Origin of the sequence: Achromobacter xylosoxidans (genome assembly GCF_014490035.1) — a bacterium.
Lineage (GTDB): Bacteria > Pseudomonadota > Gammaproteobacteria > Burkholderiales > Burkholderiaceae_B > Achromobacter > Achromobacter bronchisepticus_A.
The window spans coordinates 5,781,348-5,803,601 of sequence record NZ_CP061008.1; the positions used below are offsets into that span (position 1 = coordinate 5,781,348).

22 protein-coding genes are annotated in these 22,254 nt (G+C 64.6%); 7 read left to right on the forward strand and 15 right to left on the reverse strand.

Going from position 1 to position 22,254, the window contains the following annotated elements:
- Positions 1-3: 3 nt before the first annotated feature.
- Positions 4-1,590 carry a peptidylprolyl isomerase gene (locus IAG39_RS26800; protein WP_187774067.1) on the reverse strand — a complete coding sequence of 529 codons (1,587 nt, stop codon included), beginning with the start codon at positions 1,588-1,590 and terminating at the stop codon, positions 4-6.
- On the reverse strand, positions 1,587-3,947 hold the full coding sequence (locus IAG39_RS26805) for an LPS-assembly protein LptD (protein WP_118932652.1): 2,361 nt from the start codon (positions 3,945-3,947) through the stop codon (positions 1,587-1,589). Before IAG39_RS26805 ends, IAG39_RS26800 begins: the two co-directional genes overlap by 4 nt.
- Before the next feature lie 169 nt (positions 3,948-4,116).
- On the opposite strand from IAG39_RS26805, the gene IAG39_RS26810 reads away from it, so the two are divergent.
- The 6 genes from IAG39_RS26810 (at position 4,117) to IAG39_RS26835 (ending at position 9,150) form a co-directional block, all read left to right on the forward strand.
- Complete coding sequence (locus tag IAG39_RS26810) at positions 4,117-5,157, forward strand: aminoglycoside phosphotransferase family protein (RefSeq protein WP_059371521.1); 1,041 nt, start codon at positions 4,117-4,119, stop codon at positions 5,155-5,157.
- Complete coding sequence (gene murU / locus IAG39_RS26815; protein ID WP_118932651.1) at positions 5,157-5,843, forward strand: N-acetylmuramate alpha-1-phosphate uridylyltransferase MurU; 687 nt, start codon at positions 5,157-5,159, stop codon at positions 5,841-5,843. The genes IAG39_RS26810 and murU overlap by 1 nt, the downstream gene beginning before the upstream one ends.
- Positions 5,844-5,990: 147 nt before the next feature.
- Positions 5,991-6,689, forward strand: coding sequence for a DUF6776 family protein (locus IAG39_RS26820; protein WP_059371519.1), 699 nt, complete (start codon positions 5,991-5,993; stop codon positions 6,687-6,689).
- Positions 6,690-6,815: 126 nt separating this feature from the next.
- Positions 6,816-8,441 carry an FAD-dependent oxidoreductase gene (locus IAG39_RS26825; protein ID WP_118932650.1) on the forward strand — a complete coding sequence of 542 codons (1,626 nt, stop codon included), beginning with the start codon at positions 6,816-6,818 and terminating at the stop codon, positions 8,439-8,441.
- On the forward strand, positions 8,438-8,665 hold the full coding sequence (locus tag IAG39_RS26830; RefSeq protein WP_118932649.1) for a hypothetical protein: 228 nt from the start codon (positions 8,438-8,440) through the stop codon (positions 8,663-8,665). Before IAG39_RS26825 ends, IAG39_RS26830 begins: the two co-directional genes overlap by 4 nt.
- A complete protein-coding gene (locus tag IAG39_RS26835) occupies positions 8,662-9,150 on the forward strand; it encodes a MarR family winged helix-turn-helix transcriptional regulator (RefSeq protein WP_118932648.1) in 489 nt (162 codons plus the stop codon). Before IAG39_RS26830 ends, IAG39_RS26835 begins: the two co-directional genes overlap by 4 nt.
- Here the strand turns inward: IAG39_RS26835 and IAG39_RS26840 are convergent.
- From IAG39_RS26840 to IAG39_RS26865, 6 genes are all read right to left on the reverse strand, one after another.
- Entirely contained in the window at positions 9,147-9,467 is a 321-nt protein-coding gene (locus IAG39_RS26840) for a 4a-hydroxytetrahydrobiopterin dehydratase (protein ID WP_059371723.1), read from the reverse strand. The two genes, IAG39_RS26835 and IAG39_RS26840, sit on opposite strands and share 4 nt — an antisense overlap.
- A gap of 68 nt (positions 9,468-9,535) precedes the next feature.
- A complete protein-coding gene (locus tag IAG39_RS26845) occupies positions 9,536-10,183 on the reverse strand; it encodes an OmpA family protein (RefSeq protein WP_059371515.1) in 648 nt (215 codons plus the stop codon).
- 216 nt (positions 10,184-10,399) lie between these two features.
- The gene (locus tag IAG39_RS26850) at positions 10,400-11,716 is read right to left on the reverse strand and encodes an MFS transporter (RefSeq protein ID WP_191295198.1); all 1,317 of its coding nucleotides are present in this window, start codon (positions 11,714-11,716) and stop codon (positions 10,400-10,402) included.
- Between the two features lie 44 nt (positions 11,717-11,760).
- Positions 11,761-12,942, reverse strand: a complete 1,182-nt coding sequence (gene argE, locus IAG39_RS26855) for an acetylornithine deacetylase (protein ID WP_118932647.1) — start codon at positions 12,940-12,942, stop codon at positions 11,761-11,763.
- Between the two features lie 30 nt (positions 12,943-12,972).
- Positions 12,973-14,175: a pyridoxal phosphate-dependent aminotransferase gene (locus tag IAG39_RS26860; protein ID WP_118932646.1), complete on the reverse strand. Its 1,203-nt coding sequence runs from the start codon at positions 14,173-14,175 to the stop codon at positions 12,973-12,975.
- A gap of 43 nt (positions 14,176-14,218) precedes the next feature.
- Positions 14,219-15,013, reverse strand: a complete 795-nt coding sequence (locus IAG39_RS26865) for an HpcH/HpaI aldolase family protein (RefSeq protein ID WP_118932645.1) — start codon at positions 15,011-15,013, stop codon at positions 14,219-14,221.
- A gap of 166 nt (positions 15,014-15,179) precedes the next feature.
- On the opposite strand from IAG39_RS26865, the gene IAG39_RS26870 reads away from it, so the two are divergent.
- On the forward strand, positions 15,180-15,659 hold the full coding sequence (locus IAG39_RS26870; protein ID WP_118932644.1) for an Lrp/AsnC family transcriptional regulator: 480 nt from the start codon (positions 15,180-15,182) through the stop codon (positions 15,657-15,659).
- A 42-nt stretch (positions 15,660-15,701) separates the two neighbouring features.
- On the opposite strand, the gene IAG39_RS26875 is transcribed toward IAG39_RS26870, so the two are convergent.
- The 7 genes from IAG39_RS26875 to IAG39_RS26905 form a co-directional block, all read right to left on the reverse strand.
- A complete protein-coding gene (locus IAG39_RS26875) occupies positions 15,702-16,358 on the reverse strand; it encodes an HAD family hydrolase (RefSeq protein ID WP_118932643.1) in 657 nt (218 codons plus the stop codon).
- Positions 16,359-16,687: 329 nt separating this feature from the next.
- Complete coding sequence (locus IAG39_RS26880; protein WP_118932642.1) at positions 16,688-17,566, reverse strand: LysR substrate-binding domain-containing protein; 879 nt, start codon at positions 17,564-17,566, stop codon at positions 16,688-16,690.
- Positions 17,567-17,617: 51 nt separating this feature from the next.
- A complete protein-coding gene (locus tag IAG39_RS26885; RefSeq protein ID WP_118932641.1) occupies positions 17,618-18,343 on the reverse strand; it encodes an amino acid ABC transporter ATP-binding protein in 726 nt (241 codons plus the stop codon).
- A gap of 21 nt (positions 18,344-18,364) precedes the next feature.
- Positions 18,365-19,057: an amino acid ABC transporter permease gene (locus IAG39_RS26890; RefSeq protein WP_118932640.1), complete on the reverse strand. Its 693-nt coding sequence runs from the start codon at positions 19,055-19,057 to the stop codon at positions 18,365-18,367.
- Between the two features lie 3 nt (positions 19,058-19,060).
- Entirely contained in the window at positions 19,061-19,756 is a 696-nt protein-coding gene (locus tag IAG39_RS26895) for an amino acid ABC transporter permease (protein ID WP_118932639.1), read from the reverse strand.
- A gap of 39 nt (positions 19,757-19,795) precedes the next feature.
- Positions 19,796-20,608, reverse strand: coding sequence for a transporter substrate-binding domain-containing protein (locus tag IAG39_RS26900; protein WP_118932638.1), 813 nt, complete (start codon positions 20,606-20,608; stop codon positions 19,796-19,798).
- A gap of 65 nt (positions 20,609-20,673) precedes the next feature.
- The gene (locus IAG39_RS26905; protein ID WP_118932637.1) at positions 20,674-22,236 is read right to left on the reverse strand and encodes a rhodanese-like domain-containing protein; all 1,563 of its coding nucleotides are present in this window, start codon (positions 22,234-22,236) and stop codon (positions 20,674-20,676) included.
- Positions 22,237-22,254: the final 18 nt, after the last annotated feature.

Here is a 22,254-nt window from a genome sequence, read left to right on the forward strand (position 1 = left end):
CGTTTAGCGGTTGTTCTGCTGGATCTTCTGCTGCTTTTCCAGACGATTGTCGATGTACGCCTGGGCACGCAGCTGCTCCAGCCAATCTTCGAAAGCGGGCTGGGCACGGCGTTCGAACAGAATCTGGCGCGCCTTCATGCGGGCCATGTCGTCGGTGGCGTCGTGCTGGCGGCGCTCTTCCACTTCGATCAGGTGCCAGCCGAAAGGCGATTGCACCGGCTGGCTGATTTCACCCGGCTTCAGGGCGTTCATGGCAGCCTCGAACGGCGGCACGGTTTCGCCCGGGTTCAACCAGCCCAGCTCGCCGCCTTGCGGAGCGGTCGCGTCCTGCGAATACTGGCGCGCCATGTCCTCGAACTTGGCGCCGCCGCTCACCAGCCGCTGGCGCACCTGCTCCAGGCGCTGACGCGCCATTTCGTCGCTCATGACGGTGGAGGTCTTGATCAGGATGTGGCGTGCGCGGGTCTGCATCACTTCCACCGGACCTTGATGCGCAGGCGCCTGCGCCGGCGCGGCGGCAGGTTGCGGCGCCTGGGCCGGCGCCGGGGCGCGGGCCGTGCGGGCGGGCGCCGGCTGGGCGGTGCCGCGGTCCATCACCTTGATGATGTGGAAACCGTTGCCGCTCTGGATCAGGCCGCTGACCTGGCCTTTCTGCAAGTTGCCGACGGCCTGTACGAACAGGTCGGGCCAGCCGTCCAGCGGGCGCACGCCCATGACGCCGCCTTGCAGGGCTTCGGGGCCGTCCGAGGCCGCGGCAGCCAGGCTGGCGAAGTCGTCGCCGCGCTTGGCTTGCGCCAGCAGGCCTTCGGCCTTCTTGCGCAGCGCGGCCAGTTGCTCGGGCGACGAACCTTCAGGCACGCGCACCAGGATCTGGGCCAGGGCATAGAGCATCGGGCCCGAGGGCGCGGCTGCCTGCTGCGGTTCTGGCTGCGGCTGAGCCTGCGGTTGCGGGGCCGCCTGCGGTGCCGCGCCGAATGCCGGATTGCGGCGCTGATCCTTCAGGAAGGCGTCGACTTCGGCATCCGAAATCACGATGGTGGAATCCACCGCGCGTTGGCGCAGACGATCCGTGCGGATCTCATCGCGCAGCGCCTTGCGGTAGCCGTCCCAGCTGGTGCCGGATTTTTCGATTTCCTGGCGCAACTGAGCCACGGTGATCTTATTGCGGGACGCAATGGTCTGGATCGCTTGGTCGATTTGCGCGTCATCCACGCGTATGCCCAGGCGATCCGCTTCATGGCGCTGCACGCGCTCCATGATCAGACGTTGCAACACCTGGTGCTGCAGGGTCTGGTCATCGGGCACCTGGATGCCGCGGGACTTCAATTCGCCTGAAATGCGCAAGGACGCATCGCGCAGTTCGCGCAGCGTGATCACGTCCTTGTCCACGACTGCGGCAATCCCGTCGACGAACTGCTCGCGCTGCGGCGCGGGCGCGGCGTTTTTTTGCGCAGCGGAATTCGGCTTGGCGCCATTGTTCGCGGCCTTGCCGCCCTGCTCGGCCGCATGGGCCAGGGGCAAGCCGGCGCACACGGCCAATAGCAGCGCATTGCCGGAGAGGCGGCGCAAAGAGTGCAACCTACGCATCATTCATACCTTTCAAATGTGGTCCCGGCAGGCACGGGCGGCGTAATGCGCGAGTAGCCGGGGATACTCTTGTTCAGCAGATTCATCGGGTCGGTTCCCAGGGAACCCAGACCGGTCAGCTCAAGCTGGAAGAACAGTGCCGAGTTGGCGTCCGTGGCGGAGACCGCATATCGCTGGTAGACCATGCGGCCCACCCAGCAGCAATCTCCCTTGTACTCCAGGCCGGCGATGGCCTGCGTGACGCGGGGCGAATCCGTTGTGCCGGCCACCGTGCTGGACGGACCGTTGCGCAACGAGTAGTCCACCCGCCCGACGCCGTACCAGCGCTTGGAGAACGGCCACTGCATGGCCAGGCTCACCTGGTTCTGCCCCTGCGCCTGATACTGGACGCCGGGTTGAGGATCGCGTTGGTAGCGGTACGACACGGCCACCGTCGTCAAGCGCTGCGGCGACCAGCGCGCGCTGATCAGGCCGCGCGACCAGTTACTGTCGTAAGGATTGTATTGCGCGGCGACGTCGGTGCTAAGCGTGTCGGTCAGGGCGGCACTTGCCCCCAGAAGGAAGTCGGAACGCACGTTCTCGCGCGGTGTTTCGCCTGGCAACGTGACCTTCTGGTCCTCGAAGTACAGCCGCTGCGCGATACCTAATGACATGCGCTCGAAACCGGTATTGGCATCCAGCCAGCGCGTCGTCAACGCCGCAGTCAGCTGATTGGCGTTCGCGATGCGGTCCCAACCGCCGGTGTAGATGTTCTCTTCGAACGCCTGCGAGAAGCTGAAATCGGCCAGGGATGTATCGAAAACGGGCAATTTGGACTGGTCGCGGTACGGCACGTACAGGTAGTACAGGCGCGGTTCCAGGGTCTGCGTGGAGGCCTTGCCGAACAGCGAGGTATCGCGTTCGAAGACCAACCCCGAATCCAGGGACAGGATCGGCACCGAACGGGATTGCGAACGCGGCGTACCCGGGCTCAGGTTGTACCAGTCGGTGTCGTACTGGGTGTAATTGACGCCCGCCTTGGGAACGATGAACCAGCCCGGCTTGACGATGGGGTAGGAAACCGTCGGGTAGGTTTGGAAACGGTTGCCATCAGGACCCAGGCGTTGGCCTTCGAACAAGGACTTGCGGAAACGCACTGCTGTAGAGGTCCAGTCGACGTCAAAACCGCCCCAGTCATAACGCGCGCCCCGGAAGAAGAGCTCCGGTTCCTTATCATACGGTGGGTACAGCGGTGCATCGGGATCCTGCAGCGTCTGATATTTATAGACTTGCGCGTACGCGCTCCAGTAGCCGGACGGAGACGACCAACCCACCCGCGCGCGTTGCGGCAAATAGGTCGTCGACGCCTGATTCAGGCCCAGCTGCGAAATGTCGCGGAAATAGTTGTCGTCCGAAACCTTCGCAATATCCCAGTCTGCATAGAAACCGTAGGGCAGCATCTGCTGGTGGCGCCACCAGTACATCCAACGGTCGCTGTCGGTCAGCTTGTCGTTGGGCAGATAAGTGCCATCCATGATGCCGCTATAGCCGTAGCCGAGATAGCGGAACTCCCCCCCCAACTGCAGCCCGCGCTTGGAGAAGTAGCGCGGCTGCACGGTCATGTCATAGTTCGGCGCCAGATTCAGGTAATACGGAATCGAAAAATCGAGACCGCCCTGGCTGGTCGTGCCATACGTCGGCATCAGGAAGCCCGACTTGCGCTCCTTCTTGACCGGAAAGGTCATGTAAGGCGACGCCAGGATGGGCACGTCCTTGAAATACAGCACGCCGCTGCGCGCCACGCCTTCGTTTTCGTCGAAGTCGATGTCGACGGTCTTGGCCTTGATGTACCAGGACGGCGTTTCGCAGGCGCAGCCGCTGTACGTCACGGTTTGCAGCCGCATCTGCGACCGGCTGAAGATGTCCGCATGCTCGGCGACGGCAAAGCCGCCGCTGGCGCCCATCCAGAAATTGGGCTTTTCGACCTCACCCGAGGACTTGTCGACGTTGAACTTGGCGCTCGGCCCGGTCACCAGGGTGCCGTCGCGCATCATGCGCGCGCTACCCTGGACGTCGACTTCGCCGGTGTCCTTGCGGTAGTTGATGCGGTCGCCCTTGATCACGCTGTCGATGCGGCGCACCTGGGCGTTGCCGGTCAGGGTCAGATCCGAATCAGGATCGCCATCGATGGTGTCCGCCTCCATGAAGGCGGGAATGCTGTCGTCCGGCAAGCGGTGGATCCGCAAGCCCGGCGAAGTGCGCAACACGGGAGTCGCCGAGGTCGACGACGCGGCGGGAGCGCTGCCCTGGCTGCCTTGGGCCTGGACGGCTCCGGCGGCGACACTGACAGCAGAGAGGATCAACCATCGAACCTTGCGCACGAGTGAAAACAGCCCTTTTTGACGATGGTGGGAACGCGACACCGGCACCCACGAAGGGCCAATGCTAACGGAAACGAGCCGGTATTATAGAGAAGCCGCGCCATAGGCCCAGACTTATGTGCCCGGGACACAATTCTCAGCAATATTGCCTTTCTGACACGGATCTTCCTTGAAAAACGATCACGACCCCCGCCTGGAGCAGATCCGCCACTGGCTGGGCGGCCTGCCCGCCAGCCTGAACCTGGCCATCGACACGCTGCGCCCGGCGTCCGCCGACGCCAGCTTCCGCCGCTATTTCAGGCTGGACGCCGGCGTACGCACCTTGATAGTCATGGACGCCCCGCCCGCGCACGAGGATTGCCGCCCCTTCCTGCACGTGGACCGTTTGCTGGCGGATGTCGGCCTGAACGTGCCCGCCGTGCTGGAACAGGATCTGGACCAGGGCCTGCTGCTGTTGTCCGACCTGGGTGAACAGACCTATTACCAGCGCATTCAGGCCGGACTGCCGGACAGCGAACTGCAGACGTTGTATCGCGAGGCCCTGGCCGCCCTGGTCCGCCTGCAGCAGGCCTCCACTGCCGGCCTGGGCGCTTATGACACCGCCCGCCTGGCCGACGAGCTCAAGCTTTTCCCCGAGTGGTACGTGCAGAAGCATCACGGCGTGACGCTGGACGACAAGACCGCAAACGCGCTGGAAAAGATCTTTGCCTTGCTGTCCGCCAGCAACGGCGGACAGGCCCAGGTGCTGGTGCACCGCGACTACCATTCGCCCAACCTGATGGTCTGCGACCGGCCGCAGTACGGCCCCAACCCGGGCATCATCGACTTCCAGGATGCGTTGGCCGGCCCCATCACTTATGACCTGGCCTCCCTGGTGACGGATGCCCGCACGACCTGGGAAGAACCCCAGCAATTGGACTGGGCCATCCGCTACTGGGAAATGGCGCGGGCGGCCGGCCTGCCGGTGGACTCGGATTTCGCCGAATTCCACCGCGCCTACGAGTGGATGGGCCTGCAACGCAACCTGCGCATCCTGGGCGTGTTCGCCCGGCTGCATCATCGCGACGGCAAGGCGCACTACCAGGCCCACATGCCGCGCGTCAGCGGCTATGTCCGCCAGGTGGCCCAGCGCTATGGCGTCTTCACGCCCCTGCTGCGCCTGCTGGACCAGCTGGAAAACCGCCAGGTTAGTGTCGGGTACACGTTCTGATGCGGGCCATGATCCTCGCGGCGGGACGCGGCGAACGCATGCGCCCCCTCACCGACCGCTTGCCCAAGCCCCTGCTGTCCGTGGGCGGCCAGCCGCTGATCGTCTGGCACCTGCGGCGGCTGGCGGCCGCCGGTATCCGCGACATCGTCATCAACCACGCCTGGCTCGGCCACGAAATCGAACGGGCGTTGGGCGACGGCAGCGCGCATGGCGTGCGGATCCGCTATTCGGCCGAAGCCTCCGCGCTGGAAACCGCGGGCGGCATCGTCCAGGCGCTGCCGCTGCTCGGCGACGAGCCCTTCCTGGTCGTCAACGGCGACGTCTGGTGCGACTGGGATCCCGCCGCGGCCACCGGCCTGGCGCGCGCCCTGCCCGGGAGTGGCGCCTGGCTGCTGCTGGTGGACAACCCGCCCCAGCATCCGGCCGGCGATTTCCGCCTGGCTGCCGACGGCAGCGTGCATGCCCAGGGCGAACCTCGTTTGACCTTTGCGGGTATCGGCGTCTACCATCCCTCGTTGTTCGCCGACGTCCCCCGGGGCGCGGCGGCGCCTCTGGCGCCCTTGCTCCGGCAGGCCATGGCCCGCGGCCTGGCGCGCGGCGCGCGCCACGCAGGCGAATGGACGGATGTCGGCACGCCGCAGCGGCTGGCGGACCTGGACGCCGAGCTCAACCGCCGGGTCCGCTGACACCCACATATTTCACAATATCAAGGTGCGCAACCAGGCTTGTCCGCGCACCCAACGGTCCCGGCTAACGGGGTATTCTCTAGCGCTTTGACCTGCGCGCGCAGCGCGCGGGCGAGCAAACACACAGGAAGTTTTCTAGGAATGGGGATGTTTGGAAGATCGCAACGGGCTGTATTCAAGCCCTCCGTGTACCAGCCCGGCCAACGCACGCGCCGCATGCCGCGCTGGCTGGTCCTGCTGCTGGTGGGCATCGCCCTGGGCGCCGGCGGCGTGCTCTTCCTGCAGACCAACTACGGCCCGCAACGCCTGACCGTGGAACAGTCCGAGCAGCTGCACAGCGAACTGAGCACCGCCAACCTGGAACGCCAGCGCCTGCAAAGCCAGCTCGAGGAAGCCACGCAACAACGCGACGCCAACAAGTCCGGCCATGAAAAGCTGACTTCCGACCTTGCTGAAGCCCGCAGCAAGATCGAAACGCTGAACAAGGAACTGGTGCTGTTCCAGGACGCCATGCCGGCCGATCCGCGCGGCGGCAACCTGGGCATCCGCTCGGCCACCTTCAAGCGCGCGCCCGGCCTGCTGGACTACCAGGTGCTGGTCATGCGCGAGGACCGCCAGGGCGCGCCGTTCAAGGGCACGCTGACCTTCTCCATCGACGGTACCTACCCCAACGGCCGCGCCGCCACCGTCACGCCGGAAGGCCCCGCCCTGAACGTCGACCGTTACGACTACGCGCTGGGCCAGCTGAAGCTGCCCGACGGCTTCACGGCCAAGGTCGTGGTGCTGCGCGTAATGGACGGCGCCCAGAAGCAGCAGGCGATGCGCATCTACTACGTGCGCAACTGATAGATACGCCACGCAGTCACCAAGACCCGCCCTGATCCGGCGGGTTTTTTCTTGCCCAAAAAATATAGTTGCGTACGCAACCTCTTAATAATATAGTTGCGCAAACAACCAATACCTGGAGACAACATGCCGCTCCCCGCGCACGTTCCCGTCCTGATCGCCGGCGGCGGCCCCGTCGGCCTGACGCTGGCCGCCCTGCTGGCCGAATACGGCATCGCCTCGCTGACGCTGGAGGCGGACGACGACTATTGCAGCGGCAGCCGCGCCATCTGCATCTCGCGGCGGTCGCAGGAAATCATGGGCTGGGTCGGCGCCGACCGGCCCCTGACGGCCACCGGCCTGGCCTGGACCGGCGGCCGCAGCTACTTCCGCAACAGCGAGGTCCTGCATTTCGAGATGCCGCACGATCCGCTGCAGCGCTATGCGCCCATGGTCAACATCCAGCAGTACGCCGTCGAGGAGTACGCGCATCAGGCCATGCAGCGCCATCCGGCGCTGGCCGAACTGCGCTGGTCGGCACGGCTTGCCGGCCTGCGCGCCGACGCGGACGGCGTCACGGCCGAAGTGGACATCGAAGGCGGCCGTCAGACCGTGCGCGCCGACTGGCTGATCGCCTGCGACGGCGGCCGCAGCACCGTGCGCGAGGCCATGGGCCTGAAGCTGGAAGGCATGCAGTACGAAGGACGCTACGTCATCGTCGACATCGAACAGGAGTCCAGCCGCCCCGTGGAGCGCCTGGCCTGGTTCGATCCGCCCTCCAATCCCGGCTCCACCCTGCTCATGCACCGCCAGCCCGGCAATGTGTGGCGGGTGGATTACCAGATCCGCGACGACGAAGACCCCGAAGAGGCCGTCAAGCCGGAGAACGTGCTGCCGCGCGTGCAAAGCCACCTGGACATGATCGGCGAGACCGCACCCTGGAAGCCCTTGTGGATCTCGATCTATAACGCCAAGTGCCTGACGCTGGACAGCTACCGCCACGGACGCGTGCTGTTCGCCGGCGATGCCGCCCACCTGGTGCCTATCTTCGGTGTACGGGGCCTGAACTCGGGACTGGACGACGCCGGCAACCTGGCCTGGAAGCTGGCCTGGGTGCTGCGAGGCCAGGCCTCCGACAGCCTGCTGGACAGCTACAGCGTGGAGCGCGTCCACGCCACCCGCCAGAACCTGGCCTACGGCGCGAAGAGCACCGAGTTCATGGCCCCGCCGGACTTCGGCTTTCGTCTGATGCGCGAGGCCGCCCTGCGCCTGGCGCTGTCGGATGAGCGGGTGCGTCAGCTGATCAACCCGCGGCAGTCGGCGCCCATCTCCTACGATGCCTCGCCACTGAACCTGAATGACGGCGCGCCGCAAGCCGGCACGGCCGCCGCGCCCGGCCAGCCTGCGCCCGAAGCGCTGCTGCACGATCACGGCGCGCCGCTGCACCTCAGCGCATGCTTTGGCGCCGGCTTCGTCGCGCTGTCGCTGGCTCCCGACGCCCGGCTGGCGGCCGAACTGGACGCCCTGGCTGCCGCCACCCGCGATGCCCCCCAGCCGCTGCGCGTGCTGAAGACGGGCGATGACGCCTTGCAGGACCCGCACGGACAGCTACGCCAGCGCTACGGCGCGCAAGCCGGCACCGTCTACCTGCTGCGGCCTGACGGCTACGTGCTGGGACGCTGGACCAACCCGTCGGCCGCCACCCTGCGCGCCGCGCTCAAGCCCTACTACCCCTCGATCGCACGCGACGCGCACAAGGAAGAGCTAGCATGAACAACGATGAACTGGACCAGATCTATACCGCCATGGCGCAGACCCTGACGCGCGTCGGCGAGGAACAGGCATCGCTCTTCCTGTCGATCCTGAGCCTGTCGCTACTGGCCCGCTTGAGCGATACGCGCGACGCCGCCACGCTATTGGCCCAGGCGGAAGCCGCCTGCCTGGCCAACAGCCCTGTGGCACACTACTCCGCCTCCGAACCTGCCCGCCCGACGTGAACCCGCCCGCCCTCGAACGATTCCTGACCTACCGCCTGCACGTGCTCAACAAGATCACGGACAGGGACACGAATCGCGCCTATCTGGAAGCTTGCGGGATTCCTCTGGGCGAGGCCCGCTGCCTGGCGGCCATCGGCCGCTACGCGCCCTTGTCGGTCAACGACCTGGCGCGGGCGGCCAATCTGAACAAAGGCCAAGCCAGTCGCTCGGCGCAGGCCCTGGTGGACCGCGGCCTGGTGGAAAAAACCATGTCCGCCTCCGACGGGCGCGGCGTGGTGCTGGCGCCCACCCCGGACGGCCTGGCGCAATATCAGCGCGTCATCGACCTGATCGCCCGCCGCAATGAAGAAATCTTCGGCTGCCTCAGCGCCGACGAGCAGCGCCTGCTGGGCGACATGCTCGACCGCGTGAACAGCCATTTGCAGCCTGATGCGGACGGCGCGGAAGACCCGCTCCCGCCCGCGCCGCCGCAAAACGCGCCCTAAGCCTTGGGCGCGGTGGCGCCCAATTGCGCTGCCGCCTCGTCCATGAACTGCGCCATGCGCACATCCAGCTCGGTCACGCCGCCGGCGTCGTGCGTGGTCAAGGTCACGTCCACGCGGTTGTAGACGTTGGTCCATTCCGGATGATGGTTCAGCTTCTCCGCGAACATGGCGACGCGCGTCATGAAGCCGAATGCCGTATTGAAATTGGGGAAGCGGAAGCGCTTTTCGATGGCGTCGCGCATCGCCACGGCCTGCCAGCCAGACAAGGCGGCCACGGCGATATCGGTGCCGATGCGGGCGGGAGGGAACATGCTCATGACGGACTCCAAAAAAACAGGCGGCGGCGCATCGCGCCAGCCGCCTCGGACACTGGGCTGGCCCAGGCTTACTGCTGGACCGCGTACAGGTAGATCTCCACGCGGCGGTTCAGCGCACGGCCTTCGGCGGTCGCATTGTCGCCGATCGGATCGTTCGGCCCGCGGCCCTCGACAGTCAGGCGGCCCGCGGCCACGCCCTGCTTGCTGAGGTAGTCGGTCACGCTCTTGGCGCGATTGACCGACAGCGTCTGGTTGTGCGCCAGGGCGCCCGTGCTGTCCGTATGGCCGACCACCTTGGCCCGCAGTTCAGGATGCTGGTTGAGCGAGCGCGCCACACTGTCCAGCACTGGCAGCAACGCGGGTTTGAGCTGCGTCTTGTCGGTATCGAACGACACGCCGCTGGGAATGTTGACCTTGAGGCTGCCATCGGGCATTTCGACCACGTCGATGCCCAGCGACGAAGCGCCCGACTTCTGCACGTCTTCCTTGACGACCTTCCAGTTGTAGCCGACCAGGCCGCCCGCCACCGCGCCGATGCCGGCGCCGATGGCCGCGCCCGTGCCATGGCCCACCAGGGCTCCAATACCGGCGCCGATCGCCGCGCCGGCGCCCGTGCCCACTGCGGTATTGGTCTGCTGCTGCGTGGCGCAACCCGCCAGCAAAGCCCCAGACGCCGCGACCACGGCGATCCGGTTGAATATTGTTCTTGAGTTCATGGAAACCTCCACTATCCCGTCGGTGCGCCGGATCATTCCGGCCAGATCATGCTAGCAAGCGCGGGGCGGGAGACAGGCAACATTTTGTATTGCCCGGAGGATGGCAAAAATGGCGCGGCCGCCAGCCGTGACAGCTAGCGGCCGCGCCGCGCAACAATAGGCTACATTCCGCTCGCAGCGGAGCCGGCCTCCGGTGAGCAGGCCGGCGCCAGCCGCCTAGCGCTGCTGGAAAGTCCGGCGCGCCACGTTCAGCGACACCATGGCCATGAGTGCAATGGCCAGCAGGTAGTAGCTGGGCGACAGCTTGGAATCGGTGGTCGCGATCAGCCAGGTCAGGATGAACGGCGCAAAGCCGCCAAAGATCGTCACGGCAATGTTGTAGCCCAGGGACAGGCCGGTGGTGCGCACCTGCACCGGGAAGATGGCGGACATCAGCGCTGGCATGGGCGCAAAGTACGCCGTCGCCAGGACGCCCAGGATGACCTGCACGATCATCAGCACGCCCACGGTCGGATAAGAAACCAGCAAATAGAACAAGGGGTAGCACAGCAGCGCGGTCGCCAGGGCCGCGGCCGTCATGATGCGCGCGGGCCCGATCCGGTCTGCCAGGGTGCCGACGAAAGGCGCGCCGACCGTCATGATGACGCCCGTGACCAGCGTCGCCAGAAAGCCGATGGTAGGCGGCAGACCCAGCTGGCGGATCGAGTACGTGGGCATGTACAGGGCCAGGTAATTGCCCACCGAGCCCAGCGCCACGAAGCCGACGGTAACGAGCAGGCGCAGTTTCTGCCCCGCGAACATGTCGCTCAGCGGCGAGGCCGACGCCTCTGCCGCGCTGAACTCCGGTGTTTCATCCATGTGATGGCGGATGTAGTAGCCCACCGGCGCGATCAGCAGGCCGAACACGAACGGAATGCGCCAGCCCCAGCTTTCCAGCTGGGCCTGGGTCAGCGTCGCATTGAGCACCGCGCCGAACAAGGCGGCCAGCAGGATCGCCGCGCCCTGGCTGGCGACCTGCCAGCTGGCGTAGTAGGCGCGCCGGTCCGGCGCATACTCGATGAGGAAGGCCGTCGCGCTGCCGAATTCCCCGCCCGCCGAAAAGCCCTGGATCAGGCGCGCGACCAGGATGATGATCGATGCTGCCACGCCGATCTGCGCATGCGTGGGCACCACCACGATGATCAGCGTGCCTATCATCATCAGGAAAATGGACGCCGTCAGCGCCGCCTTGCGGCCCGCCCGGTCGGCATAGCTGCCCAGCACGATGGCGCCCAACGGCCGCATCAGGAACGACACGCCGAAGGTCGCCAGCGCCAGCAGCAGCGAGGAACTCTCGCTGGCGGACGGAAAGTACAGCTTGGCAATGATCAGCGCGAACGTGCCATACGCGATCATGTCGAACCACTCCAGCGCATTGCCGATGGATGCGGCAATCACCGCGCGCCGCGCCTGGGCGCGCCGGTCGCCCGCCGGCGCCGCCTTGCTACGGCCGGCGGCCGCCGCATTCCAGGTTGTCTTCTCCGAATAAGCCATTTTTCCCTCTGTTTTTTTTGAAGAGTAACTATCGATTCAACTCATTACCGGGCCAACTCAAGATGGCCCGCCAGCTTTTCCATGAACTGTTCGCACAGGCTGATCTGCGACAACGCGACATACTCGTCCGGCCGGTGCGCCTGCTGCAGGTTGCCGGGGCCGCAGATGACCGCCGTCATGCCGGCCCGCTGGAACAGGCCGGCCTCAGTGCAGTAGGCCACCTTCTCGGTGCCGCGCGCGCCGGTCAGCGCCTGCGCCAGCCGCGCAATCTCGGCGGTCGCGGCGGTATCGAAACCGGGCACCTCGGCCAGCGCTTCCAGTTCGATATCGGCCTGCGGGTTCTCCGCCTTGATGCGGTCGCGCAGTTCGCCGGTGATGTAGCGGCGCAGGCCGCCGATCACGTCTGGCGCCAGCACGCCCGGGATGGTGCGGAATTCGAACTCGAACTGGCAGCGGTCCGGAATCGTGTTGACGGACAGGCCGCCCGAGATCGTGCCGGTGTTGGCAGTCGTGTACGGCACCTCGAAATCCTGATCGAAGGGGCCGTTCTGGCGATGGCCGTCGGCCATGTCGCGGATGTGGCAGATGGCGCGCGCCGCATATTCGATCGCGTTGACGCCGCGCGGCGTCAGCGAAGAATGCGCGGCGTGCCCATGCACGGTGCAGCGGTACAGGTTGCTGCTCTTGTGGGCGGAGATGACGCGCATCTCGGTGGGCTCGCCCACGATGCAGCTATCCGGGCGGATATCCAGCTTGGCCAATTCACGCAGCATGGCGTCCGCCCCCAGACAGCCCACCTCCTCGTCATAACTCAGCGCCAGGTGCAGCGGCACGCGCAGCCGCCGCGACGTGAACGACGGCAGCATGGCCAGCGCCACGCCGATGAAGCCCTTCATGTCGCAGGTGCCACGGCCGTACAGGCGGCCGTCGCGCACTTCAGGCGCGAACGGATCGCTGCTCCAGGCCTGGCCGTCCACCGGCACCACATCGGTATGGCCGGACAGCACCACCCCGCCCTGGGTGCCGCCGTCCGCGGCAGGCACAGTCACGAAGAGATTCGCCTTCTTGCCGTCGGCGTTGTAGATCAGCCTGGGAGCCAGCCCGGCCGCGGCCAGGTGGTCGCGCACCGTTTCGATCAGACCCAGATTGGACAGGCGGCTGGTGGTGTCGAAACGCACCAGCCGTTCTATCCATTCCAGGGAACGGGGAAGCTCTGCAGTATTCATGGGTCGCACCCTAAGGTTGAGGCCTGGCGTTCAGGCAGCCTTGCCCCGCGCCGCATCCAGAAAGCGCGCTAGTCTAGCCACGCCTTCATCCAGCCGCTCATGCGCGCTGGCATAGCACCAGCGCAGATAGCCCTCGCCCTCGGGACCGAACGCCATGCCCGGCGCCAGCCCCAGCCCGCCGCGCACGACCAGGTCCTTGCAGAACGCCAGGCTGTCAGACACGCCGCGGATGCGGAAGAAGGTGTACATCGCTCCCGGCGCCGCGCCGGCCAGTTCAACCCCGGGTACCTGCGACAGCTTCGATGCCAGGTGGTCGCGCGCCAGCCGCAGCCGCTGCACCGTGCGCGCAATGACGGGCTCGCCCTGTTCAAGCGCGCACAAGGCGGCGGTCTGCACGAAACCCGGCGTGCAGGTGTTGCTGTATTCGATCAGCTTGCCGATTTCCGGCAGCAGGCCGCGCGGCACCACCACCCAGCCCACGCGCCAGCCGGTCATCAGCCAGGCCTTGGAAAACGAATTGCAGCTGACCACGCGGTCGTCCGGAGCCGCGATGTCCAGGAAGGTGGGCGCCACGGCGCCTTCGTAGTAATAGCGTTCGTAGACATCGTCGGCGATGATCCAGATGCCGTGCTTGCGGCAGTGCTCCAGCACGACACGCTGCTGCTCCGCATTCATCACCCAGCCCGTCGGATTGTTCGGCGAGTTCACCAGCAGCGCCCGCACGTCCGGCGTCAGCGCGGCGAGCAAGGCATCCAGGTCCAGGCGCCAGCCGCTCTCGGAAAACGACAGCGGCACGGTCGTCACGCTCGCCCCCAGCACCTTGGGCATTTCCACCAGGTTGGGCCACAGGGGCGTCACGGCCACCACGTGATCGCCCGCGCCCACGATGGCCTGCACCGCGGTCATCAGCGCCGAGGTGCCCGAGCTGGTCACCGCGATATTGTCGACTTCGCGCCGGCCATGCAGGCCGCTGACGTAGGCCGCCAGGCGTTCGCGCAGCGCGGGCACGCCCAGGGTCTGCACATAGAACGTCTGCCCCGACGCGATGTGGGCGATGGCCGCATCGCGAAACGCGGGCGGGGTCTGCTCGTCGGGCTCGCCGAACCAGAACGGCAGCACGTCGGCGCGGCCCATGCCTGCATTGGCGACCTCGCGGATCTGCGACGAACGCAAAGTCTGCACGCTGGCGCGCGCCGTCGAGCTGAAGCCGCCGGAAGATACTGCTGTATTCATGCCTGTTCCTGTCGTACCAGATGAAAGTGATCGCGCCGCCGGCTCAGCGGCATGCGGCGTCGAACTGCGCGCGCGCCTGGCGGGCGCCCCGGGCCAGCCAGGCCACATCGGAATGCAAGGCGATGAATTGCACGCCCAGCTTGCGGTAGCGCGCCGCTTCCTCGGGATCGTTGGCGAAGATGCCGACGGCCTTGCCCGCCGCCTTGCCGGCCGCGATCACGCGGTCGACGGCCTCGCGGACTTCGACGTGGGTCATGTCGCCCAGGCGACCGAGACTGGCCGCCAGGTCGGCCGTGCCCACGAACAAGCAGTCCGCCCCCGGCAGCGCGGCGATGGCTTCGACGTTGCGCACCGCCTGCGCCGACTCGATCTGCAGGATCGCGCAGGCCTGTTCATTGGCCAGCTTGACATAGGTGGGGTCCTGTCCGTACATGCCCGCCCGCACCAGGCCGGCCACGCCACGCACGCCGCCATTGCCTGCCGACGGGAAACGCATCGAGGCGATGGCGTTGCGAGCGTCCTCGGCCGTGTCGATGTTCGGGAAGATGACCGTCCGTGCGCCGCAATCCATGGCGCGCTTGACCAGCGCCGCATCGTTCACCGTCACCCGCACGACCGGATACGCGGTGGCGCCATGCGCGCGCGCCGAGTCGATGGCCTGTAGTTGCGCCGTCAGGCCCGCCACATCATTGGGCGCATGCTCCATGTCGACGACCAGCCAGTCGAAGCCGCAATGCGCAATCGCCTCGGCCACCGCCGGGCTCGCCAGGGTCAGCCAGCACCCCTCGGTAGGCTCCAGGGCCAGCAGCGCCTTGCGTACCGGATTCGAATCTTTCATGTCTGCTCCATATGTGATCAAACGGGGAGCATTCCTGGTGCCGACGCCCCCTCTAACAGCCAAACAAAGATACAGGAGCGGATTGGCGAAGATTTCCGATTTTTCGACTTAAATGTGTAATATTTTGGATTGAAATTAGCGAAACTCTCTATTCATTGGAAGAATCGTGCAAAGCAAGAATTTCGACCCCACCGACCTGCAAATCCTGGCCGCCCTGCAGGCCGACGGACGCCTGTCCAGCGCCGATCTGGCCGAGCGCGTATCGCTCACGCCCTCGCCCTGCTGGCGCCGGGTCAAGCGCCTGGAAGACGAAGGCGTGATCCGCGGCTATCGGGCCGAAGTCGACGTCAAGAAGCTCGGCTTCGGCGTGACGGCGTTCGTCTGGATTTCCCTGGACATGAAGGGCGCTGAACACGTCAAGGCGTTCGAGGACGCCGTCAGGCAGGTACCGGAAGTGCTCTCCTGCCACTGCGTCTCGGGCCGCTATGACCATCAGCTGACCGTCATCGCCCGCGACCTCGACGCCTTCGGCGACCTGGCGCGCTACGTGCTGGGTGCGCTGCCAGGCGTGAAGGAGGTCTACACCTCGTTCGTGCTGAAGGAGGTCAAGGGGCTGGGGGATGCGATTTCCTTGCCAGCGGCTTGAGACGCGCAACTGGCGGGCAGTGCGGTGCGCAGTGGCTTGCCGTCAGGCGGCGTTGAATCGCTCCAGCCACGGCAGCGCCGCTTCCAGCCGCGCGGACTCCAGTTCCGGCCGCGCCGCGCCTTCCGGCAACGCCAGCCCCACGCGATTGTGCCAATACGTGCGCAGGCCGACCTTGCTGGTGCCGAACATGTCGTAGCCAGAACCTGCAATGAACGCGGCTTGGGCGGGCTGCACCTGCAACTGCGCCAACGCCAGTTCATAAGGACGCGGATCGGGCTTGTAGTAGCCCGCCTCCTCCGACGTCACCACCACGTCCCAGTCCACGCCCAGCAGGCTCGCGGCTCGGCGCCCGAGACGCGCGGAGCAATTGGTAACCACGGCCAGGCGGCAATGCGGCCGCAAGGCCTGCAGCAATTCGCGAGCGCCATCCCAGGCGGGCAACTCGTCCCAGCCAGCCTCCAGCGCGTCCGGCGCCGTCGCGGGTAAACCAACCGCGGACGCGGCCTCCCGCAGCAGCTGTTCGTAGGGCTGATAAGCGCCGCAGCCATACGTGCGCCGCAGATATTCCGCGCGCCACGCCCGCCCGGCGGCCTCGGAACCGGCGGCGCGATTCCATATGGTCCAGGAGTCGAGCAAGGCGGTCAGCAGGTCGAACAACACAGCCCGGGGATAGGCGGGTATGGCAGCGGGACTGGACATGCGTGGCTCTCTCGGTTGGAAACGAGTCCACTATAAAGAACATCAACTCTGCCGTGATTCAGCGGACGTTTACCCTGTGTTAAGCCGTGACTTAAGCGATCCGCCTACCTGGTTTACTGACAGCCCCATTGGCAATCTGTTCATTGGCGACCGTATCGCGGGCCTGTATCTGCCCATGGCGGGGTTCAAGGAGGCCTTGTCTCTGCCCGCGATCCGGTCGACAGCGGCCATTTCCAAGCGGGCGATGGCGCAGGTCTGTAGCCGGTCTTTGCGCAGCGTCTGGGCAAGCCGGCCGAAACTGTGGAGATGGCGCTACGCGCCAACGAGTACTAGCCGCTCTGCTCGTCGCTATTGGACGACAGCCGCAGATTGGACTTCAGCATGTTGTAGACGTGGCGGGTCAAGGGGTTGATGTGATCCCGCCGTATCCAAAGGTAGTAATTGACATCGGGCAGCCGGGGCAACCCCTCTTTCTCTCCCAGCACCCGCATATCCGAGCCCAGCAGTTCCACGCTGCGCGCAGTGATGCCAAGGCGCGCACGCAAGGCGGCCTTGATGGCCACCAGATTGGGCGCAACATAATTGGTTTGCGAGCGTAGCTGTGATTGCTCCAGCGCATTGAGCGCAATGCGGCGAAAAATGCTCGGCTCATCGGCAAGCACCAGCGGCAAGGGAGCGTTGATGTCGTGCACGTAGTCTGCCGAGCACAGCCATACCGTGGGAGAAGTGCGCAAGACCACGCCTTCGAACTCCTGATCAAAGCGAGTCGACACTGCCAGATCCACCTCACCCTTACGCAAGGCCGTCATCAGATTGGGGCTGCGGTCCACCCGGATTTCCAGCTTGATGCGAGGGAAGGTGCGCACCACATGGATCAAGAGGCTGGGCAGAATGCTGTCGGCCACATCGTGCGGCGACCCCAGACGCAACTCGCCTTCGAGCAGACTGTCTTGCAACGAGCGCAGAGCTTCGTCATTCATGGCCAGCATATGGCGTGCATACGTGACCAGCTTTTCGCCATGGCTGGACAGCCGCTTATTGCGGCCGCGCTTTTCAAACAGCGGTAGATCGACCAGGCTCTCCAAGCGCAGCATCTGCTGCGTAACAGCAGATTGGGTCTTGTGCAGACTTTCCGCCGCAGCGGAGAATGAATCGTGTTCGGCGATAGCCACCAGAGTGCGCAGCAGCTCAAGATCCAGATTGCGCATGGACTTTCCTTGACGTGACAGCCGGAATATGGCGCGCCTGCCTCATCTGGATCAATGACGCACATCCTCCAGGAACTTGCAGGCACGCGGATGCCTGGGTGCCGTGAAGAAGGCCTCGGGTGTGCTGTCTTCCAGAATGGTCCCGGCATCCATGAACCAGATGCGATCAGCGACCTCGCGCGCAAAGTCCATTTCATGGGTGACGATCACCATGGTCATGCCCTCGGAAGCCAGAGTCTTCATGACATTGAGCACTTCGGACACCATTTCGGGGTCCAGCGCGCTAGTCGGCTCGTCAAACAGTATGACTGGCGGGCGTTGTGCCAGCGCGCGCGCAATCGCAACGCGTTGCTGCTGGCCGCCCGACAGATTGATGGGCATGGCGTCTATCTTGTGCGCCAAGCCAACCTTGGCCAGCAGCGCTTCGGCCATCTGGTCGGCCTCGCGCGTCGGCATGCCAAACACCTTGCGCGCCGACAGCGTGATGTTCTCGCGCACCGAATAGTGCGGAAAGAGATTGAACTGCTGGAACACAAAGCCAATGGAGGCACGCAGCTTGTTCAGATCCGACTCGCGGTCGTAGATGCTGGCGCCATTGATGGTGATGTCGCCTTTCTGAATCGACTCCAGACGATTGAGCGTGCGGATCATGGTGGACTTGCCCGAGCCGGACGGCCCACAAACCACCAGCACCTCGCCTTTCTCGATACGGCCGTTGACGTCATTGAGAGCGTGATAGTCGCCATACCATTTGTTGACGTTCTTCATTTCGATCATGTCTTTTCCCCTTATCGCTGCTTACGCCAGACCCAGGCGGCGGCGTTGTATGCGTGATTCGATGCGCTTGGCCAGCTTGGACAAGGCCAGGCAGATGACAAAGTAGATGCCCGCCAGGATCAGATAGGTTTGCAACGCAGACGTCAGTTCGATGCTGTTGATCTGCTGGCCGACGAACGTGACTTCCTCGACACCGATGACATAGACAATGGAGGTCGCCTTGATGGTCGATACAAACTGGCTTACCAGCGACGGAATCATGTTGACAAGCGCCTGCGGCAGGATGACAAATCGCATGCTTTGCCAGTACGACAGGCCGGCCGAACGCGCCGCTTCGGTCTGGCCGCGCGGCAGGCCCTGCAGGCCGGCGCGCACGATTTCCGCCAGAAAAGCGCTTTCGTACAGCACGATGGCCACCAGGGCGGTCTTGAACGGCGAGATCGTCATGCCTGTGACCATCGGCACGGCGAAATAGGCCCAGAAGATGATCATGATGAGCGGGACGCCGCGAAACGCCGTGACCCAGCAGGTCGCCAGAATACGCAGCACGCGGTAGGGTCCGATACGGGCAAAACCCAGCAGCACCGCAATCGGGAAGGCCAGCGCCAGGCCCAGAACGGCCAGCAGCAGCGTGGCTGCAAAACCGCCCAGGGGGCCATTGGGCCAGGATCCCACCATGAACATCGTGCCGTATTTATGCAGTAGTTCCAGCATGCTTTACCCCTTGTAAGCCGATGGATAGGCCTTCTCGACCCGGCTGCCGATGAGCATGATGGTGATCGAGCACAGCAGGTAAATCAGCGTGGTGACGGCGAAGACATCGAAGGTGCGGAAGGTCAGGTTGTCGATGTTCTTGGCCTGATAGGTCAGCTCAGCCACACCGATGACCATAGTCAGGCTGGTGTCTTTGAACAGGATCAGCGATCGGTTGACCAGCGGCGGCAGACCGATGCGCAAGGCCTGTGGCAGCACGACGTAACGCATGGCCTGCAGAAAACTCAAGCCAATGGATCGTCCGGCTTCGATCTGCGCGGCCGGGATGGCCTTGAGACCGGAACGAAGATCCTCCGACATATAGGCGCTGACATTGAGCGACAAGGCCACCACCGCAAACAGGATCTCGGTGTTGCTGGCATTGACGAAGGCGCGGATGTCGGGCGGCAGCAGTTGCGGAATGCCGAAGTACCACACCATAATCTGCACCACGGTGGGCACATTGCGGTGGTATTCGACGAACAGCGACATCAGCGCGTCGAGCGGTTTGAAGGGGATGGCGCGCAACAGCACGATGGCGATCGCCAGCGTCATGCCGAGCACCCAGGCGAGGGCAAATACCAGCAACGTGGTCATGAGCCCTGACAGCAGCAGGGCGCCATATTGCCCATGCAACAAGAAAGAGATGTTCAGATCCATATGCAGCGATGGCGGCTCTCGCGAGCCGCCGATTCATCCTCAATTGGCAAGAGCAACAGGTTCGACCTTGAACTTGCGAGTCAACTGGTAAATCGAGTCTTTGCCCAGCCACTTGGCATAGATGGCGTCGAGTTCGCCATCGCCATCCATCTTGCTGATGACTTTATTGATGGCCTCGATCAGTGCGGTATTGCCCTTGGAAGCCACTACGCCCATGCGCTCGGTGAACAGCGGTTCATCGATCAGCGTCGCGGCGCTGCCAGATTTCGCCGACTCGATTTCAAATCGCTTGAGCGTCAGTTCGCCGGCCGAGATGCCGTCCACCTTGCCGTTCTGCAGGCCCAGATAGCAGGTGGCCAGATCCTGATACGTCACGATCTGCGACTTTGCCAGCACGCGCCCGGCAATGGCGGCCGACGACGATCCCTTGCTGGCGCAGATGCGTTTTCCTTCTAGCTGCGCCAGCGTGCCGAGCTTGTCGTCCTTGCGCACCAACACTTTGATATTGCCTTGCAGATACTGGACGCTGTAGTCCACCTGCGCGGCGCGTTCTGGCAAATAGGCCATGGAGCCCGCCACCACATCGACGCGGCCCATCTTCAGCTCCGGAATTCGGGCTTCGGTAGACAGCGGCTTATGCACCAGCTCCACGCCCAGGCCTTTGGCCAGCGCCTGGCATATATCAACGTCGTAGCCTACAAACTTGCGCGTGGCCGGGTCCTGGTAGGCATAGGGTTCGCTGGCGCTTTGCGTGCCGCAGACCAACTGTTTCTTGCTCTTCACATCATTCAAGTCACCGGCGTGAGCGGCGGTGGCCAACAGTGCAAGAGCGATGGCGACGACGGGTTTCATGGGTTTTCTCCTTGGTTTATGCGTAACGGCGCGAGAATCGTGTCCCGCGCCGAGGGATGGAAACGTCAGGGTTGAAAGCGATATGCCGCACGTTCGCGCGCGTCGATCTGGTTGACCAGATTGGTTTCCCATTCCAGATACTTGATAGCCGCGGCCTTGTTGCCGTGATGGCGGTCATGCACGAAGAACAGGAAATCAATGCACTCTGCGTCGGACGGAAGATCCGGCGTCTCGGCCAGCGGCAGGCCTGCGGCCTGCCATTGCGCCGGCGTATCCAGCAAGAAGTAGAGCGGGCCGCTGCCGGCCAGCTCGCGGGCATACAGCTCAGCCACGCGGGCATCGTCGGCCACAAGCACGGTGACGCCATTCAGCGCCTCGGCGCGGCTGCGTATGCTCCAGCGAGCGCCGTCGATATGGCTTGCTCGATAGCTCATGCTGGGCCGCACATCGACCAATGCCGCGCCTTCATCGCGCAGACGAGCTGCTGTCTTGCTGTCCACTCGAGCAAGTCGATTTTCGACCTGCGCGTCGGCCGATACCGGCGCGCCACCGGCAACTGCGTCTAGCACATAGACTTCCCAGCCCAGTTGGCGCAACCAGCTGGCGACGGCGGGAGCGCGCACGCCTTCGCTGTCGACCAGAACCAACCGCGCATTGCGCGTGCCCACGTATTGGTCGGTGGCCTGGATCAACTGGCCGCCTGCGGCATGAGCTGCGCCGGCATAGGTACCCTGGGCATATTCTTCCGGCGTACGCACATCAAAGACGTAGGTACTGCGCTCGGGATCGGCTAGCAAGGAAGCAAGCTTTTCGGGCTTGATGTTGGGTATGCCGTGACGGGCGGCCAGTGCTTGCGCGCGCGCGCGTGCCCGGTCCAGTGTCAGCGGCGCGGCGTCGATCGCGTGGCGGCGGCTCTGACCTTGATCCAGCGGATAGTCTTTCAGATACCAGCCCTGCGTGCCGTTTTCCAGCGCGTAGATCGGGTTCTTCACGCCCAGATTGATCAGTGTCTGCGCGCCGATGATGCTGCGCGTCCGGCCGGCGCAATTGATAACGATGGTGGTGCTCTCATCCGGCACGAGCGTATCGATATGCAGGGCAAGCTCCCCGTTCGGGCAGCAGGTCGCCGTTGGAATGCTCATCTTCTGGTATTCGGTGAACGGCCGTCCGTCCAACACCACCAGGTTTTCGCCAGCGGCGATACGGCGGTTCAATTCTTCAGCGCCGATGGCCGGCGTGTGCAGCTCGTGCTCGGCGAGTTCGCCAAAGGTCTTGCTGGGCAGGTTGACGCCCGCAAAGAGGGCGTAGCCCGCCGCGTCCCAGGCCTGCACGCCGCCATCGAGGACGCCTACCTCGGTATAGCCCTGCTGACGCAACGCCTGGGCGGCGCGCTCGGCGACACCGTCATTGTTGTCATAGACGACAACACGGGTGGTCTTGCGCGGTACGAGGCGGGCCACTTCGAATTCCAGGCGGCTATAGGGAGCGTTGACAGCGTAAAAAAGATGGGCTTCGCCGTACTGACCGTGTTCGCGCACGTCCAGCAAGGCGATTTCCTGACCGTCATGCAGCCAGTCTTTGAGCGTGGCGGCGTCTTCGCGTGCGCGAATAGTGTGGTTGGTTGCCATGGGTTCTACAGAAAGGAA